Annotated in this window: 11 protein-coding genes; 3 read left to right on the forward strand and 8 right to left on the reverse strand. The window is 65.5% G+C overall.

Annotated elements, in window-relative coordinates; translation table 11 throughout:
* Nucleotides 1-215 precede the first annotated feature (215 nt).
* The 3 genes from JQ507_14025 to JQ507_14035 all read right to left on the reverse strand — a co-directional run bounded on the left by JQ507_14025 (nt 216) and on the right by JQ507_14035 (nt 4,622).
* Complete coding sequence (locus JQ507_14025; protein ID QRI72512.1) at nt 216-1,370, reverse strand: acyltransferase; 1,155 nt, start codon at nt 1,368-1,370, stop codon at nt 216-218.
* Nucleotides 1,371-1,441: 71 nt separating this feature from the next.
* The gene (gene chrA, locus JQ507_14030) at nt 1,442-2,656 is read right to left on the reverse strand and encodes a chromate efflux transporter (protein QRI72513.1); all 1,215 of its coding nucleotides are present in this window, start codon (nt 2,654-2,656) and stop codon (nt 1,442-1,444) included.
* 493 nt (nt 2,657-3,149) lie between these two features.
* Nucleotides 3,150-4,622: a YdiU family protein gene (locus JQ507_14035; GenBank protein QRI72514.1), complete on the reverse strand. Its 1,473-nt coding sequence runs from the start codon at nt 4,620-4,622 to the stop codon at nt 3,150-3,152.
* Between the two features lie 196 nt (nt 4,623-4,818).
* On the opposite strand from JQ507_14035, the gene aspS reads away from it, so the two are divergent.
* Nucleotides 4,819-6,591 carry an aspartate--tRNA ligase gene (gene aspS / locus JQ507_14040; protein ID QRI72515.1) on the forward strand — a complete coding sequence of 591 codons (1,773 nt, stop codon included), beginning with the start codon at nt 4,819-4,821 and terminating at the stop codon, nt 6,589-6,591.
* Nucleotides 6,592-6,773: 182 nt separating this feature from the next.
* On the opposite strand, the gene JQ507_14045 is transcribed toward aspS, so the two are convergent.
* Nucleotides 6,774-8,786 (reverse strand): hypothetical protein, encoded by a 2,013-nt coding sequence (locus tag JQ507_14045; GenBank protein ID QRI72516.1) that lies wholly within the window; start codon nt 8,784-8,786, stop codon nt 6,774-6,776.
* Nucleotides 8,787-9,009: 223 nt separating this feature from the next.
* Here JQ507_14045 and JQ507_14050 point away from each other — a divergent pair, with 223 nt between their 5' ends.
* Together JQ507_14050 and JQ507_14055 are read left to right on the forward strand one after the other, a co-directional pair.
* Nucleotides 9,010-11,319 carry an NADP-dependent malic enzyme gene (locus JQ507_14050; GenBank protein ID QRI72517.1) on the forward strand — a complete coding sequence of 770 codons (2,310 nt, stop codon included), beginning with the start codon at nt 9,010-9,012 and terminating at the stop codon, nt 11,317-11,319.
* A 101-nt stretch (nt 11,320-11,420) separates the two neighbouring features.
* Entirely contained in the window at nt 11,421-11,873 is a 453-nt protein-coding gene (locus JQ507_14055) for a DoxX family protein (GenBank protein QRI72518.1), read from the forward strand.
* A 113-nt stretch (nt 11,874-11,986) separates the two neighbouring features.
* Here the strand turns inward: JQ507_14055 and JQ507_14060 are convergent, their stop codons facing one another.
* From JQ507_14060 to JQ507_14075, 4 genes are all read right to left on the reverse strand, one after another.
* Nucleotides 11,987-12,553, reverse strand: a complete 567-nt coding sequence (locus JQ507_14060; GenBank protein QRI73330.1) for a dihydrofolate reductase — start codon at nt 12,551-12,553, stop codon at nt 11,987-11,989.
* Between the two features lie 11 nt (nt 12,554-12,564).
* The gene (locus JQ507_14065; GenBank protein ID QRI72519.1) at nt 12,565-13,548 is read right to left on the reverse strand and encodes a polysaccharide deacetylase family protein; all 984 of its coding nucleotides are present in this window, start codon (nt 13,546-13,548) and stop codon (nt 12,565-12,567) included.
* Between the two features lie 164 nt (nt 13,549-13,712).
* Nucleotides 13,713-14,282, reverse strand: a complete 570-nt coding sequence (locus tag JQ507_14070) for a glutathione peroxidase (GenBank protein QRI72520.1) — start codon at nt 14,280-14,282, stop codon at nt 13,713-13,715.
* A gap of 80 nt (nt 14,283-14,362) precedes the next feature.
* Nucleotides 14,363-16,114, reverse strand: coding sequence for a L,D-transpeptidase family protein (locus tag JQ507_14075; GenBank protein ID QRI72521.1), 1,752 nt, complete (start codon nt 16,112-16,114; stop codon nt 14,363-14,365).
* Nucleotides 16,115-16,266 lie beyond the last annotated feature (152 nt).

Genomic DNA, 16,266 nt, shown 5'->3' on the forward strand with positions numbered 1-16,266 from the left:
CCTTGGCAACGACTGGACCGCCGCTGATGTGCGCCGCCGGGCAATCAGTGATAGCGGCGCGCCTCCATCCTTCGGTCATTCCGGGGCAGCCCGAAGGGCTGAGCCCGGAATCCATTGGGCCGCGCGAATCGAGGATGAATGGATTCCGGGCTCTCGCTTCGCGAGCCCCGGAATGTCGAGGGAGGCTGCCGTGCGGACTTGCGCCCTTGGGCAACTCAGCGATTGGCGATCCGCCCGGCCTCGACCGGCGTGGCGATGTTGCCCTGATCGATCCGCGCTTCGCCCGCACGAACGCGCGACGGCCATCCATATCGCGAGGCCAGCATCGTGAGTCGGTCCCTGACGCGATCATGCGCGGGACGTTCGAGGAAGCGCCAGACGAACCACGCCAGCAGCACCATGCACGCCACGACGAACGTGGTTGAGAGTGCATTCGGCGTTGGTGTGATCAGGAGCAGGATCACGTAGCCGAGCTGCAGATGCAGCAGGTAGAGCGGATAGGTGATGCCGCCGATGGCCCTGACGAGCCCGCCTGGCAGCGGCACGGACTTGACCCGGGTGGCCGCGAACACGATGCCGAGCGAAACGATGCAGATCACCGTCACGACGCGCGGATCGAAGCTGCCACGGGTGTGGACGCCGAGCCGCTCCAGCTTGTGCACGGCCTGGAACGTCGCCGTTCCCATCGCCAGCGTCAAAAGGCTGTAGAGCCTGCTGTCGCGCCGTCCACGGTAGTGTTCGTAAATCAGGAGGCCGACAGCGAAGAAGCCGCTGTCGTCGGCCATGAACAGCTTCTCGAACAGCGGAATGTCGAGCGTCAATTCGTTGGCGAAGGTGACGGCGATCCACGCCACAATGATGGTGTCGATCCGCCTCGGGAAGATGCCCCAGGCCAGCAACAGCGCGACCCAGGCGTAGAACACGACCTCGATCACCAGCGACCAATAGGCGTCATCCATGTAGGGCTGGCCGAGCATCGGCGCCGCGATGAACAAATTCGCCAGCCATTGACCCCACGTCACCTGAAACCAGGCGTGGCCGGCGAGCAGCGTCGCGAGGAAGGTCAGCGTCATGCAGATGACGAAGGTCGGATAAATGCGGCTGAAGCGCGCGATGGCGAAGCCGACCGGGGTGCGGCCCTCGGCCGAATAGGCGATGACGAAGCCGGAGATCGCGAAGAACACGGGGACGCCGAGGAAGCCGTATTGCGCGATCGGGGCCAGATACGGCATCGCCACCTCCTGCAAGCCGTGCGACGCCGGGCCCCAGAAGCCGTAATGGTAAAGGATCACGGCCCCGACCGCAGCGAGCCGCAGCAGGTCCAGCACAGGAACCCGGGTCGGATCCGGTTGTTTGGCAACGCTCGGCATAGGCCCGTTATCATGGCGGCGAGGCATGAAGGCGTTCTTAATCCGGCCGGCGAGGCGGCCGGCGCGGCCGTTCACGATTGCAGAAGCCCCGTTGCGATGCCGGCGGCGGCGCTGAGGACGACCACCACGAGCGGCGGCGCCCGCCAGGCCGTGAGCAGCACGAAGCCGGCCAGCGCAATGCCGAAATCGAGCGGACGGTGGACGCTGCTGGTCCACACCGGATTGTAGAGCGCGGCGCCGAGGATGCCGACCACCGCGGCGTTGACGCCGCGCATCATCGCCTGCGCCGCCGGCCGCCTGCGGAATTGATCCCAGAACGGCAGCGCTGCAAGCAGGACGAGAATTCCGGGCACGAAGATGCCGACGAGGCCCGTGATAGCGCCGGGCACGCCGCCGATCACGGCGCCGAGATAGGCCGCGAAGGTGAACAGTGGGCCCGGCACGGCCTGCGCCGCGCCGTAGCCGGTGAGGAACGCATCGTCGCCGATCCAGCCCGGCGTCACCACCGCTTCGCGCAGCAGCGGCAGCACGACATGGCCGCCGCCGAACACCAGCGCGCCCGAGCGGTAGAACGCCTCGAACAGGCCGAGGCCGGGCCATGTCCGGGCGAGGAGCGGCAGTCCGACCAGCAGGGCGATAAACAGGATCAGCGCACCGAGGCCAACGCGGCGTGACACCGGCATCGCAATATGGGTGGCGCCATTGGCCGTTTGCGCCCGGCAGAGCCAGAGGCCGGCGATGGCGCCGAGCACGATGGCGCCGATCTGCGCGATCGACGAGGCGCTGGTGAGAATGACCAGCGCCGCCACCGTCGCAATCGATGCGCGCTCACGATCGGGGCAGAGCGAGCGCGCCATGCCCCAGACGGCCTGGGCCACGATCGCGACTGCGACCAGCTTGAGGCCATGCACCAGTCCGGCGCCGGCCGGCCCGCTCAATCCGCTGGCGCCATAGGCAAACAGCACCAGCGCAATCGCCGACGGCAACGTGAAGCCGGTCCAGGCGGCCAGCGCGCCCAAATATCCCGCGCGCATCAGGCCGAGCGAGAAGCCGACCTGGCTGCTGGCCGGGCCGGGCAGGAACTGGCAGAGCGCGACTAGATCCGCATAGGCCTGCTCGTCGAGCCAGCGCCGGCGGGTGACGAATTCGTCGCGGAAATAGCCGATATGGGCGATCGGGCCGCCGAAGCAGCTGACGCCGAGCTTGAGAAAGATCAGCAGGACCTCGAGCGGCGAATGCGCGGCGGCGGGCGTCGTGGTCGAATGCTGGATGTCGGTGTCGTTCAAGCGCCGTCAATTCCCTGGCTTGCGTCCGATGTCAGGACTCATCAGGGCAAGGATATCGCGATTTGGTGACGCCTGAGCGCGATTTCTGGCTACGGCGAGAGAAATGTCGGACGGGACGACCGGCACGTCGGTGGATATGGCGATAGCTCACTCGTAGCGCATGTTCTTCGACGGCCGGCGCGCTGCGGGCATCGCCAGCACGACGAGGCACAGCGCGATCATCGCCAGTCCCATAAATTCGAATGCAAATGCGTCCACGGGCCGTTCTCCCCCATTTGGAAACATTTAGACTTGTTGGGGGAGCGTTGACGCGCTGTTAAGCCTTATGGTTACCGCCGCGAGCCTCCCGGCATGGTGGAGAGTGAGTTAACGCTTACAACGGGCGAGATGCGTAGGATGGGTAGAGCGAAGCGAAACCCATCAACTTCGCAGCTCCGGGAGAGATGATGGGTTTCGCTGCGCTCTACCCATCCTACGAAGCGACAATCTTGCCTTACGTCCCGCAGAACGTCTGCGTCACCATCTGCTCGGGCAGCGGCGGATCGGCGTAGGCGGCGAACTGCGTCTGGTCTTCGTACGGCTTCGCCAGCACCGTCAGCAATTCCTCGAACGGCGCGTAGTCGTCCGCGTTCACCGCAGCCGCAATCACCGCCTCGATGCGGTGGTTGCGCGGGATGAAGGCCGGGTTGACGGCGGCCATCGCGGCCTTGCGCTCGGCTGCGCTCTGCGGCTCCAGCGCGAGGCGGGCGCGCCAGCGGTTTGCCCATTCGTCGAACGCTGCGGGATCGGTGAACTGCGCGCGGACGTCGGCGGCGTCATCGGCTGCGGCGTTTCCGAGATGGCGGAAGGTCAGGGTGAAGTCGGCCGCGTTCTTGGCCATCGCGTCCAGCAAGTCCTGGATCAGCGCCTCGTCACCATCCTGCGCGGTGAACAGGCCGACCTTGGCGCGCAGCCCGGCCTGATAGGCCGCGGTGAATTTTTCGGGGAATTCGCCGAGGATCGTCTGCGCCTGCTCGATCGCCTTCTCCTGCTCGCTGTCGAACAGCGGCAGCAGGCACTCGGCGAGCCGGGTCAGATTCCACAGCGCGATGCGCGGCTGGTTGGCGTAGGCGTAGCGGCCCATCTCGTCGATCGAGGAGAACACCTGCGCCGGATTGTAGGCGTCGAGGAAGGCGCAGGGGCCGTAGTCGATGGTCTCGCCGGATATCGAGGTGTTGTCGGTGTTCATCACGCCGTGGATGAAGCCGACCAGCAGCCAGCGCGCGACCAGTGCGGCCTGGCGCGCGACGACGCCGGCGAGCAGCGCGTGATAGGGCCGGGCGGCATCCCTGAGCTCGGGGTAGTGCCTCGCGATGACATGGTCGGCGAGCGCGCGCACGCCGTCGGTGTCGCCGCGGGCAGCGAAGAACTGGAAGGTGCCGACGCGGATGTGGCTGGAGGCGACCCGGGTCAGCACCGCACCCGGCAGCGCGGTCTCGCGCATCACCGGCTCGCCGGTGACGACGGCAGCGAGCGAGCGGGTGGTCGGGATGCCCAAGGCGAACATCGCCTCGCTGACGATGTATTCGCGCAAGACCGGACCGAGCGCGGCGCGGCCATCGCCGCGGCGCGAGAACGGTGTTGGGCCACTTCCCTTGAGCTGGATGTCGCGGCGGAGGCCGCCCTTGTCGATGACTTCGCCGAGCAGGATGGCGCGGCCGTCGCCGAGCTGGGGAACAAAGTGCCCGAACTGGTGGCCGGCATAGGCCATGGCGATCGGGTCGGCCCCCTCGGGCAGCCGCTTGCCGGCGAGGATTTCGGCGCCCTCAGGTGTTGCCAGCAGGTCCGGATCCAGCCCGAGCTGGACCGCCAGCGGCCGGTTCAGCTTGATCAGCCGGGGGGCGGCCACGGGGGTCGGCGCGACGCGGGCAAAAAAGTTCGCCGGCAGCGCCGAATAGGTGTTCTGGAACGGAAAATGGACGGTCATATCGCAAAGATAGGCCGGCAGGCCGAATAGGCAAACGATTGGCTGCGTCGGTGCCGAAAATCTGCGGTTTGGCCCGAAACGGCCGCGTTCCATTGGTTGCCGCACCCGGCCTCGTCGGGTAAACCCTCCGCAACTTCGGACAGGGCATTTTGGCGCTGTCGCGATTCGACCCTCCGACATCAGTTTTGGAACGAAAATGCATCGCTACCGGTCACACACATGCGGCGCGCTCCGTGAGAGCGATATCGACCAGACGGCCAGGCTGTCAGGCTGGGTCCATCGTGTCCGCGACCACGGCGGCGTGCTGTTCGTCGATTTGCGCGACCATTACGGCATCACCCAGTGCGTGGCCGATCCGGACTCGCCGGCGTTCGCCGAGGTCGAGAAGTTCCGCTCGGAATGGGTGGTGCGGATCGATGGCCGGGTGCGCCGCCGTCCCGAAGGCACCGACAATCCGGAACTGCCGACCGGCACGGTCGAGGTCTACATCAAGGAGATCGAGGTGCTGGGCCCGGCGGCCGAGCTGCCGCTGCCGGTGTTCGGCGAGCAGGAATATCCCGAGGACATCAGGCTGAAGTACCGCTTCCTCGACCTGCGTCGTGACAAGCTGCACCAGAACATCATGACCCGCGGCGCGATCGTCGACTCTATCCGCAGGCGGATGAAGGGGCAGGGCTTCTTCGAATTCCAGACCCCGATCCTGTCGGCGTCCTCGCCGGAAGGCGCGCGCGACTTCCTGGTGCCCTCGCGCATCCATCCCGGCAAGTTCTACGCGCTGCCGCAGGCGCCGCAGCAGTACAAGCAGCTCTTGATGATGTCGGGCTTCGACCGTTACTTCCAGATCGCGCCGTGCTTCCGCGACGAGGACCCGCGCGCCGACCGCCTGCCGGAGTTCTACCAGCTCGACGTCGAGATGAGCTTCGTCACCCAGGACGACGTGTTCGCGGCGCTGGAGCCCGTCATCACCGGCGTGTTCGAGGAATTCGCCAATGGCAAGCCGGTCACGAAAAACTGGCCGCGGATTCCGTTCGCCGAGGCGGTGCGCAAATACGGCTCCGACAAGCCGGACCTGCGCAACCCCATCGTGATGCAGGAGGTCTCCGAGCACTTCCGCGGCTCCGGCTTCAAGGTGTTCGCGCGGATGCTGGAAGACCCGAAGAACCAGGTCTGGGGAATCCCGGGCAAGGGCGGCGGGTCGCGGGCGTTCTGCGACCGCATGAACTCCTGGGCGCAGGGCGAAGGCCAGCCCGGCCTCGGCTACATCATGTGGCGCGAGGGCGGCGAGGGCGCAGGCCCGCTCGCCAACAACATCGGAGCGGAGCGCACCGCTGCGATCCGCGACCAACTCGGCCTGAAGGAAGGCGACGCTGCGTTCTTCGTCGCCGGCGATCCGGAGAAGTTCTGGAAGTTCGCAGGCCTTGCACGCAACAAGCTCGGCGAGGAGCTGAACCTGATCGACAAGGACCGGTTCGAGTTCGCCTGGATCGTCGACTTCCCGATGTACGAGTACGACGAGGAGAACAAGAAGGTCGACTTCTCGCACAACCCGTTCTCGATGCCGCAGGGCGGCCTCGAGGCGCTGCAGTCGCAGGACCCGCTCACGATCAAGGCGTTCCAGTACGACATCGCCTGCAACGGCTACGAGATGGCGTCCGGCGGCATCCGCAACCACAAGCCGGAAGCGATGGTGAAGGCGTTCGAGATCGCGGGCTATGGCGAGCAGGAGGTCATCGACCGGTTCGGCGGCATGTACCGCGCGTTCCAGTACGGCGCCCCGCCGCATGGCGGCATGGCAGCCGGCATCGAGCGCATCACGATGCTGCTCTGCGGCACCAACAATCTGCGCGAGATCTCGTTGTTCCCGATGAATCAGCAGTACGTCGACCTGCTGATGGGCGCGCCGTCTGAGGCGACGCCGAAGCAGCTGAAGGAGCTGCATATCCGGCCCAACCCGCCGGCTAAGGGGTAGGTGGCCACCTCGCCCCGCAAGCAGTCGCTTGCGGGCCGGACGGTACTTGCGCGATTTCGAAATATTAGAAATATATCTCCGATTTGCCCGACGTGTCAAGCTGGCGGCCGCTATCGACAGCTGGCGGCCGAACACCAGTAGCCGCCGGCTCCTTTGCATGGGGTTGTTTTTCGATATTTGGCTTACAGCCCCGTCGAGGCCTCGATCTTGAATTGCGCCAGCGCCGATTGCGGATCGGTGTTGAGCAGCTGCATCAGTTGAAGCGCCGGCGCCTTCGCGCGCGGGGTCAGCTTGATGACCAGCGTCTGCCCCGGCGTCTCGATGAACTGGCTGATGGCGGTGATGAGGGCTGTCGCATCCGGATTGCCTACGCCGATCGCATCGCCCTGCGCCTGGATGCTGTCGAGGATGGCCTTGCGCGCCTCGTCGCGGCCGACGTTCCGGGTGCGGGCGAACTGGGCGACCGCGAGGTCGATGACGCCGAGGTCGTGGACAACAAGCTCGATCGTGCCGGTCTCGATCTGCGCGGCCGCGCCGAGGGATTCCGCTGCACTGGTCGAGAATGCCTCGCGCGACACGTTGTCGAGCGCCACCCTCGCCGACGCATTGAGCAGGCCCGCCATGTCGAGCTTGACCGGCTCGAGCGCGAACGAGCGTGACGTCTCGGTCCAAGCGGCGCCGAGATCGGCATCGACCGCCATTCTGTCGATCCCGGCGGCGACCAGCGCCTGCTGCTGCGGATCGGCTGCATCCAGCGGTGCAGCCATCTTCGCGACCAACCTCAGCTTGCTGGGGATCGTTCCGACGAACTGGCCCCAGTCAAGGCTGAACACATCGATGTTGACCGGCTTGCCGGTGGCCTTGTAGGGCGAGGTGACACCCTTGATCTCAACGCCCTCGATCAGCGGAAACAGCGCCAGCGCCTGTTCAGGCGACGGTTTCTGCCCGGCGAACTGTGCCGACAGCCGCATGAGGCTCGCGACGTCGAGCGCCTTCAGCGCGAAGCGTCCGACCTTGAAGGGGCCGTTCGGCGCATTGCCGTCAAGTCCCTCGACCGCGAGCTCACCGATCTTGCCGTGTTCGAAGTTGAACCGCATCGAGGACAGCTTGAGCGGGCCCTTCGGCGTCTCGACCGAGAGCCCATGCATCTCGGCATTTCCGATGGCGGCGCCCGAGTAAAGGCTGGCGACCTTCTCCAGCAGTTCACGCGCCTGGGCCGGAGACGGCGGCGGGCTCCCGGGAGGCGGGACCATCGTCAGCAGCGCCGGCAGCTGCATCCGCGACGGGTTGATCCTGACGTCGTCGATGGCGATGCCGTCGAGCCGCATGTTCAGGCCACGCGTGGCTGTGACGGCATCGGGCGTCACGGTGATGACATAGGGACCCGCCGAAACATGCCCCTGAACCCGATAATCCCGGTCGTCGTTGGTCTTGGCCGGATCGAAGATCGCCGCCGTCGCGCCGACGTCGATATCCGTCGCGACGATATTGGCGAGCTCGCCGGTCATCTTGATCGGCTTGCCTGCGGCCGTCTGGTTGATCGTGAACGCCACCTTGCCGGTCTTGCTCGACGCGATCTTTCCGTCCTTCATATTTTCGATGGCAAGGCCGGAGTAATCGAATGTGCCACCGGCACCGTCGCCGACATGGGCGGCGGCACTGAACGCCATCGATCCAGTCAGGCTGGGGGCGGTGACCGATGAGGCGTTGATGCTCGCGAGCTGCGCGAACCCAAACCGGTACAGTTCGAAGATCGACGACGAGGCGGGGAGCTGCGGCAAGCCGGCCGGACCGGAATAGTCCTTCACCGTGATCCGCGGCGCCTTGTAGGTTATGGAGGCGATCGTGGGCGTCGGGCTCGTCACCCCGATCTCGACGTCGCCGAATTCGACGTTGCTGGCGGAGACCCGCGCCGCGTCGGTTTGACCGAGGCCTGCCATCGTGAGGCTGGCGATCTTGACGCTGACCGGAGATTGCGTCCCCGACTCAGTGGTGATGTCCGAAATCGTGAGGGTACGGCTCTTGGTGTCGAAGGCGATCTTGCCATGGCTCGCCTTGGCGCCGGCGGCACGGATCTGCTCGAAGGCAGCCTCGACGTCGCGCGTGACCCGGCGTTGGGCATAGAGGTCGAAACCGAAATAGCCACCGGCCGCGATGACTGCGACGGCGATCAGGCCGAGCAGAATTTTCTTCATTCGGTCAACTCCGGATCATCAAGGGAAAAAAATTGCCAACCGGCGGTCGGAAGGTGCAGCATCGACGGACGGGCCTGCCCGGGCCTGTTGACGGGGATTGTATCCGATGTTGCATCCAAGCGGCTGGACATGCTTCACATCCAGCTCGATTTGCCGGACAACTGACTTTTGCCTGGATTAGCACAGAAACAAGAAATTTGGGCCGGAAACGCGGGGAGCATGCATGTCGTCATCGTCCGAAGAACTCCATAATGCAGCGCTCGCTTACCACCGGCTGCCGCGGCCGGGTAAGCTCGAGATCCAGGCGATCAAGCCGCTGGCCAACCAGCGCGACCTGGCGCTCGCCTATTCGCCCGGCGTCGCCGCCGCCTGCACCGAGATCGCCAACAACCCGGCCGAGGCGGCGACGCTGACCGCCCGCGCCAATCTCGTGGCGGTGGTCTCGAACGGCACTGCGGTGCTCGGCCTCGGCAATATCGGCCCGCTGGCCTCCAAGCCCGTCATGGAAGGCAAGGCGGTGCTGTTCAAGAAATTCGCTGGCATCGACGTGTTCGACATCGAGATCAAGGCCGACACGATCGAGCGCGTGGTCGAGACCGTCGCCGCGCTGGAGCCGACCTTCGGCGGCATCAATCTGGAGGATATCCGCGGGCCGGAGTGCTTCGAGATCGAGACCCAACTCAAGGAGCGCATGAAGATCCCGGTGTTCCACGACGACCAGCATGGCACCGCCATCATCGTCGCCGCCGCGATCGTCAACGGCCTACTGCTGAACGGCAAGCAATTGAGCGATGTGAAGATCGTCTGCTCCGGCGCCGGCGCTGCCGCGATCGCGACCCTCAACCTGCTGGTCTCGATGGGAGCACAGCGCAAGAACATCTGGGTCTGCGACATCGACGGCGTGGTCTATGACGGCCGCAACACCACGATGGATCGCTGGAAGGCGGTCTATACCCAGAAGACCGACGCACGCGTGCTGGCCGATGTCATTCCGGGCGCGGACATCTTCATCGGGCTGTCGGCGCCGGGCGTGCTGAAGCCCGAGATGGTCAAGCAGATGGGGGACAAGCCGCTGGTGATGGCGCTTGCCAATCCGGTGCCGGAAATCATGCCGGAAGAGGCGCGCGCGGCGCGTCCTGACGCGATGATCTGCACCGGCCGTTCGGACTATCCGAACCAGGTCAACAACGTGCTGTGCTTCCCTTTCATCTTCCGCGGCGCGCTCGACGTCGGCGCCACCGCGATCAACGAGGCGATGAAGCATGCCGCGGTGGATGCGATCGCGCAGCTCGCGCGCGATCCGCCGTCGGATGCGGTGGCCCATGGTTTCGAGAGCGGTGAGACGCAGGGCTTCGGCCCGGGCTCGCTGATCCCGAGCCCGTTCGATCCGCGCCTGATCCTGCGCATCGCGCCGGCCGTGGCGAAGGCGGCGATGGAGTCCGGGGTTGCAACGCGGCCGATCAAGAATTTCGACGAATATTGCGCCGAGCTGCAGCGCTACGCGTTCCGATCCGGCCTGACCATGAAGCCGGTGTTCGCCAAGGCCAAGACCCAGCCGGTGCGGGTAATCTACGCCGAAGGCGAGGATGAGCGCGTGCTGCGCGCGACGCAGGTGGTGCTGGAGGAAAAGCTGGCGCGGCCGATCCTGGTCGGCCGCCCATCAGTGGTCGAGACCAGGATCAAGCGCTTCGGCCTGTCGATCAAGGCCGGCCGCGATTTCGACCTCGTCAATCCTGAGGACGATCCGCGCTACCGCTCCTATGTGCAGTCCTATATCGACCTTGCCGGACGTCGCGGCGTGACGCCGGAGGCTGCGCGGACGGTGGTCCGTACCAACAACACGGTCATCGCGGCACTGGCTGTGTCGCGCGGCGAGGCCGACGCGATGCTGTGCGGCGTCGAAGGCCGCTACATGAGCCATCTGCGCCATGTCCGCGAGATCATCGGCTTCCTGCCGGGGGTCAGCGACTATGCCGCATTGGCGCTGATGATCACCTCGACCGGCGCCCATTTCCTCGCCGATACCCAGGTCCGGCCGAATCCGAGCGCGGAGGAACTGGCGGAAGTGGCCTCGCTTGCGGCGATCCACGCGCAGCGCTTCGCCTTCAAGCCGAAGGTCGCCTTCGTGTCACATTCCGACTTCGGCAGCTATGATACGGACTCCTCGCGCAAGATGCGGCGGGCCACCCAGCTCCTCAAGGACAAGCATCCGGAGATCGAGGCGGACGGCGAAATGCAGGGCGACACCGCGCTGTCGGCCGCGGCGCGGCGCATGGTGCTGCCGCAATCGCGGCTCGAAGGCGAGGCCAACATCCTGATCATGCCGAACCTCGATGCCGCCAACATCGCCTATCAGATGATCAAATCGCTGGCCAATGCGTTGCCAGTGGGGCCGATCCTGATCGGTCCGGCGCGCCCGGCGCACATCCTCACGCCCGGCGTGACCGCGCGCGGCATCCTCAACATGACCGCGGTCGCCGCGGTCGAGGCCCAGGAGCGTGCCGGCCGCGCGCAGCCGACACTGTTCGGTTGAGCAGGGGACTCAAGACGGATTCGATTTGATCGAAGCAGGCTGGGCGGCCATAATCGTCGCGCCTGCTTCGTCTGATTTCTGCCATCCAGTGAGGCCGACCCATGCCAGCATTGATCACCTTCGGGCGGATTCTGTTCGCCGTGCTGTTCCTCTATTCGGGAGCAAGCAAGCTGTTCGGCATCCAGGCGACGGCGGACGTGCTCGCGGCCAAGGTGACGATTCCTGCGATCGTTGCGCCCTATGCGCAGCAGATCGAGACCTTTGTCGGCATGCCGTTCATGCAGCTGCTGGCGATTGCGGTCGGTTGCTTTGAGATCCTCGCCGGGCTGATGATCGCGGTGAACGTACTGGCGCGGTTCTTCGCGCTGCTGCTGATCATCTTCGTGTGCGTCACCACCTTCTACTTCCACGATTTCTGGAATCAGCCGGCGCCCGACAACCTCAGGACGCTGATCGACGCGCTGAAGAACCTGTCGCTGATCGGCGCGCTGTTCATCATCGCCGGCTACGGCCGCGGCCCGCGCCGCGACGATCCGGCGTATGGGGATGTGTAGGACAATGCGCAATTGCGTAGGGCGGATTAGCGAATCGTAATCCGCCGACCGGCACATTGGGTGCGAGAGGCGGCGGGTTACGCCTTCGGCTAACCCGCCCTACGAGAAAGTCTTCAACCTGCCCGCCGCCACGGTGTGACGCTGACGTCGTGCTCTGCGTCGATCAGCTGCGGCGCGCCGGGGTGCAGGCCGTGCGCTGATAGCACCTGCTGCGGGGTGCGCGCAGGCACGCCAGGAAAGCACGGCTCGCCGTCGGGGATGCGCACCTTCCACGCGACCGAGAGCCAGAACGTGTCGTAGCGGTCCATGAACATGCCGAACACGCGGGGACCGCCGATGATCGCGACCATGCCCGAGGTCACGCCGGCCTCGCGGCGCGCCGTGTCGAACGGGCAGCCGGCAGGATTCCACAGCAGCGCCTTTGGATTGGTCGGATCGGACGCGATCGCCGCGACCTTGCCGGTCAGGATCAGGCGGCGGCGCTTCGGCGCGTTCGGCTGCTCTTCCTGGGAATGGCGGCCGTGCACGACGAGGTCGGCGCGCTCGAGCGCCGCGGTGAAGAATTCCTTGTCGCCTTCGATCTTGAGTTCGTCAGGCATCACGTTGTGCGCATTGGCCAGCCGGCCATCGGCCGAGACGATGACGAAACCCTCGATACGCAACTCAGACACCGAGACGATCGCCGGCGCTTTTACTGATCGACGGTGGTGACGACGCTGTTGACCGGCCGCGAGCTCACGGTCGGCAGCTTGACGTCCTTGGCGAGATCCTGCTCGTATTGCGGCAGCACGGTCGCCGGGAACTTGGCGCGCATCGCGACCACCTTGAAGCCGCCGGCCTTGAGCTGCGTCAGCAGCGTCGGCAGAGCTTCCGCGGTGTGCTTCTGGAAGTCGTGCATCAGGATGATGCCCTTGCCGAGCTTGGCGAGCTTCTTCATCACGGTGTCGACCACCTGTTGCGAGTTCTTCGACTTGAAGTCGAAGGAGTCGAGGTCGCAGGAGAAGATCGCGATGTTCCGGTTGCCGAGATAGGTGACCATTTCCGGCGGATGCTGCAGCGCCGGGAAGCGGAAGAACGGCGAGGGTGAGGTCTCGAGCGCCCACTTCACCGCAGCGAGGCCGCGCTCGATCTCGTCTTTCTTCTGATCCTCGGTCAGCTTCTTGTTGTTCAGGTTCTCGTGCGACCAGGTGTGCGAGCCGACGGTGTGACCGGCGGCATAGACCTGACGCAGGATTTCAGGGTGATAGGTGGCGTGCTTGCCGATCGGGAAGAAGATGCCCGTGGTGCATTCGTCCGCCAGCGCCTTCAGCACCGCCGGCGTGTTGCCCGGCCAAGGTCCGTCGTCGAAGGTCAGCACCACTTCATGGTCGCGCAGGAAGTCGAGCTGCTTGAAATGCTCGAAGCCAAAGCCCGGTCCGCCCGTCGTGTCGATCTCGACCGTGCGGGCAACGCCGAGCGCGTTCGGATTGTTGCAGGCGGCACGCGCCGGCTGAGGCGCTTGCTTCGGCGGCGCGGCTGCGGTGGCTGGCGCGGGCGCCGCCGCGGCAGGCGCTGGAGCGGCGGCCGCGGGAGCCGCTGCGGCGCCCTTGGCCGGCGGCGTCTGCTGCGACCAAGCCGCGCTCGACGCGAGCAACGATACGGTCCCTGCGAAAATCAGACCTGCTGCAATGCGCATGGCGTGTTTCCCTGCTGATCGCGTTCCGGGTGGCGGCCTTGCCGCGACCGGGCCGCTTTCGCCCCCAACTCATCGTACCCTAGTCGCAGTGGCGGCGCCAAGGCAATGAACCTGGCGGGGTTGTGTCCGAAATCCCAGTTAATTCCGGGGATTATCGGTGCTTCTCAAGCCGCCGCCAAAGCCCGTGCGATCCCGGTCTTGATACGGGTGTCGTCGGGCGTCACCGACTCAGGGAAGGCGTCGGCGATGTAGCCGTCGCGGCCGATCAGGTATTTGTGGAAATTCCAGCGTGGCACGTCCTTCGGACGCGCTTCCGCCGCCCACCGGTAAAATGGATGCGCGTTTGGGCCCTTGACCACGGCTTTCGCCGCGATCGGAAAGGTGACGCCGTATTGATGCTGCGCGGTCTCGGCGATCTCGGTCGGGCCGCCGGGTTCCTGGCTGCCGAAATCATTGGATGGTACGCCGATGATGACGAAGCCACGATCGCGGAATTCGGTCCACAATTGCTGCAGGCCGGCATATTGCGGCGTGAAGCCACAGAGTGAGGCCGTGTTCACGATCATCAGGGGATGGCCGGCATAGTCGGCCAGGCGAATGTCGCCGCCGGACAATGCCGGAAATGAGAAGGCATAGGCGGTGATCCGGCTCATCGCGGGCTGCTCGGCATGCAGCGCGCGGGAGCCTGCGGCGGCGGAGAAGGCCGCCATGATCAGTGTCCTGCGGTTCATCATGGTCTCGTCCCCGGAACGGATGCGGGGCATCATAGTCCGGCGGGCAGGCGCAGGCATTCAACAAGCCGTTATAGAGGGGCTCAGCGCAGCGGCAGGATGAAGTCGGTGCCTTCGCCGGTCTCGCCCTGGTTCACGCCGAGGTCGGAGACGATGATCGAACCGCCGGTGCCGAGCGCTTCATTGATCCGCGCCATCACGTCGGATGGAATCGAGATGCGGTCGAGTGCTTCGGCCGGGCTGTTGGTCGCCGGCTGCGGCTTGGCCTCGACCGGTGCTGCGGCCGCGACCTTGCGGCGATGCGAGGCGCGCTCCTCGACGTCGATGCGGGCGGCGTTGCGGGCCGGCAGCGTCACCACCGACCAGCGCAGCAGGTTGGCATCTGATTTGTCGGCTTCCGCGGTGAACACATGGGTGCCGAGCGGCCGATCGCTGGCCGCGATCGTCACCGGCACCTCGAACAGCGGCGCAAAGTTCTGCCGCACATAGAGCTTGGAATCCTTGCGGCTGATGAACACCGCGATCTGGCCGGCGCGCTTCGACACGTCGATCTTGGCGATGCCGGGCAACCGTGCCGGATCCTTGGCCGGATCCTTGGCCGGATCCTTGGCGATATCCTTGTTGGCGTCGGGCGCATCGGCCGCGGTTGCGGCCTCGGCGGGCTTGTCGGCGCTCTTGGTCGCGCCGGCCTTGGAAGCTTCGCTGTTGGGCGCCGCGGCGACATCAGGCTTCGCAGCATCCGGCTTCGGCTCGTCGGCCTTGGCTTCGGCCTTCGCCGGGTCGTTCGCCGAGACCTCGGTCTTTGGAGTGTCGGTGCTGCCGGTGGTTTCGCCGACCGTCTTGTCGTCGGCGGCAACGCTGCCGTTGCCGGCGGAATTGGTCTCTGCCGGCTTGTCGGCTGTCGCAGTCGCGGGCTTCGTCGGCTGCGACGGGTCCGCTGCCAGCTTCTCCGCGATGGGATCGCTCGCCGCGGCCGACGCGTCGGACATCGTCACCGACGCGCTCGCCGCCGGCATCGCGCCGCTGGCGTCGGCGGTGTGGGTATTGTCGCGCAGCGACGCGGCGGCGGCATGGCCGACGCTGCTGCGCAAATCGAGACCGGTCTGCGGCTTGTCCGCGCCCTTGTCGCTCTTGACGCCGAGCGGCGCATCCATCTTCAGAATCTCGTCCGCCACCGGCTGCTGCGGCGCGACCTTCTGCGTCACCAGCAACGGGTGCGAGAAATTCTCCGGCGAGATCGTGCCGGGCGTCACGAACACGCGGGCGCCCATCCGCGTCCAATTGTACATCTTGACCGCGAACGACATCGGCATGCGGATGCAGCCATGGGAGGCCGGATAGCCGGGCAGTACACCGGCGTGCATGGCGATCCCCGACCAGGTGATGCGCTGCATGTACGGCATCGGCGCGCCGCTGTAGATGTTGGACTGGTGGTACTTCTGCTTCTGGATGACGCTGAAGACACCCATCGGGGTCGAGTGTCCCTTCATGCCTGTCGACACCGGGCTCTCGGCGTAGAGGCCGTTGGCGTCGTAGACGCTGACCCGCTGGTGGTCGATCGAGACCGAGATGATCAGGGGACCCTGCGGCTTGCTGCCGGCCTCCTTCTCGATCGCCGGAGTCTTCTTGGCCGGGTTGCGCTTCGGCTTTGGCCGAACCGGCTGCGGCATCGGCTCGACATCGCCGTAATAGGCGGAGTCACGGTTCCAGTAGAACAGCGCTGCATCGGCTTGCGAGGAGGCGGCAATGGTGCCCGCCGCCGTCAGAATTGCAAACTGCCAGAACCGCCCATTCGCAGAATCAAAAATAGAAATCCGATGTCCGCTTGCGCGCATATTCCGAATCCCAGTCCAAACTATTCCTTGGTTGTCGCAGACGCGGAATGCGTTCACCAGCGCAAGCGATCTAACCCTTCCGTGAGCGGCGAATTTTCGACGAAAGAGTAGCAAAAAAGCCTCACAAGAGGTTAAAGCGCCCGGTCTGATCA

Origin of the sequence: Bradyrhizobium sp. PSBB068, from assembly GCA_016839165.1 — a bacterium.
In the GTDB taxonomy this organism is placed as follows: domain Bacteria; phylum Pseudomonadota; class Alphaproteobacteria; order Rhizobiales; family Xanthobacteraceae; genus Bradyrhizobium.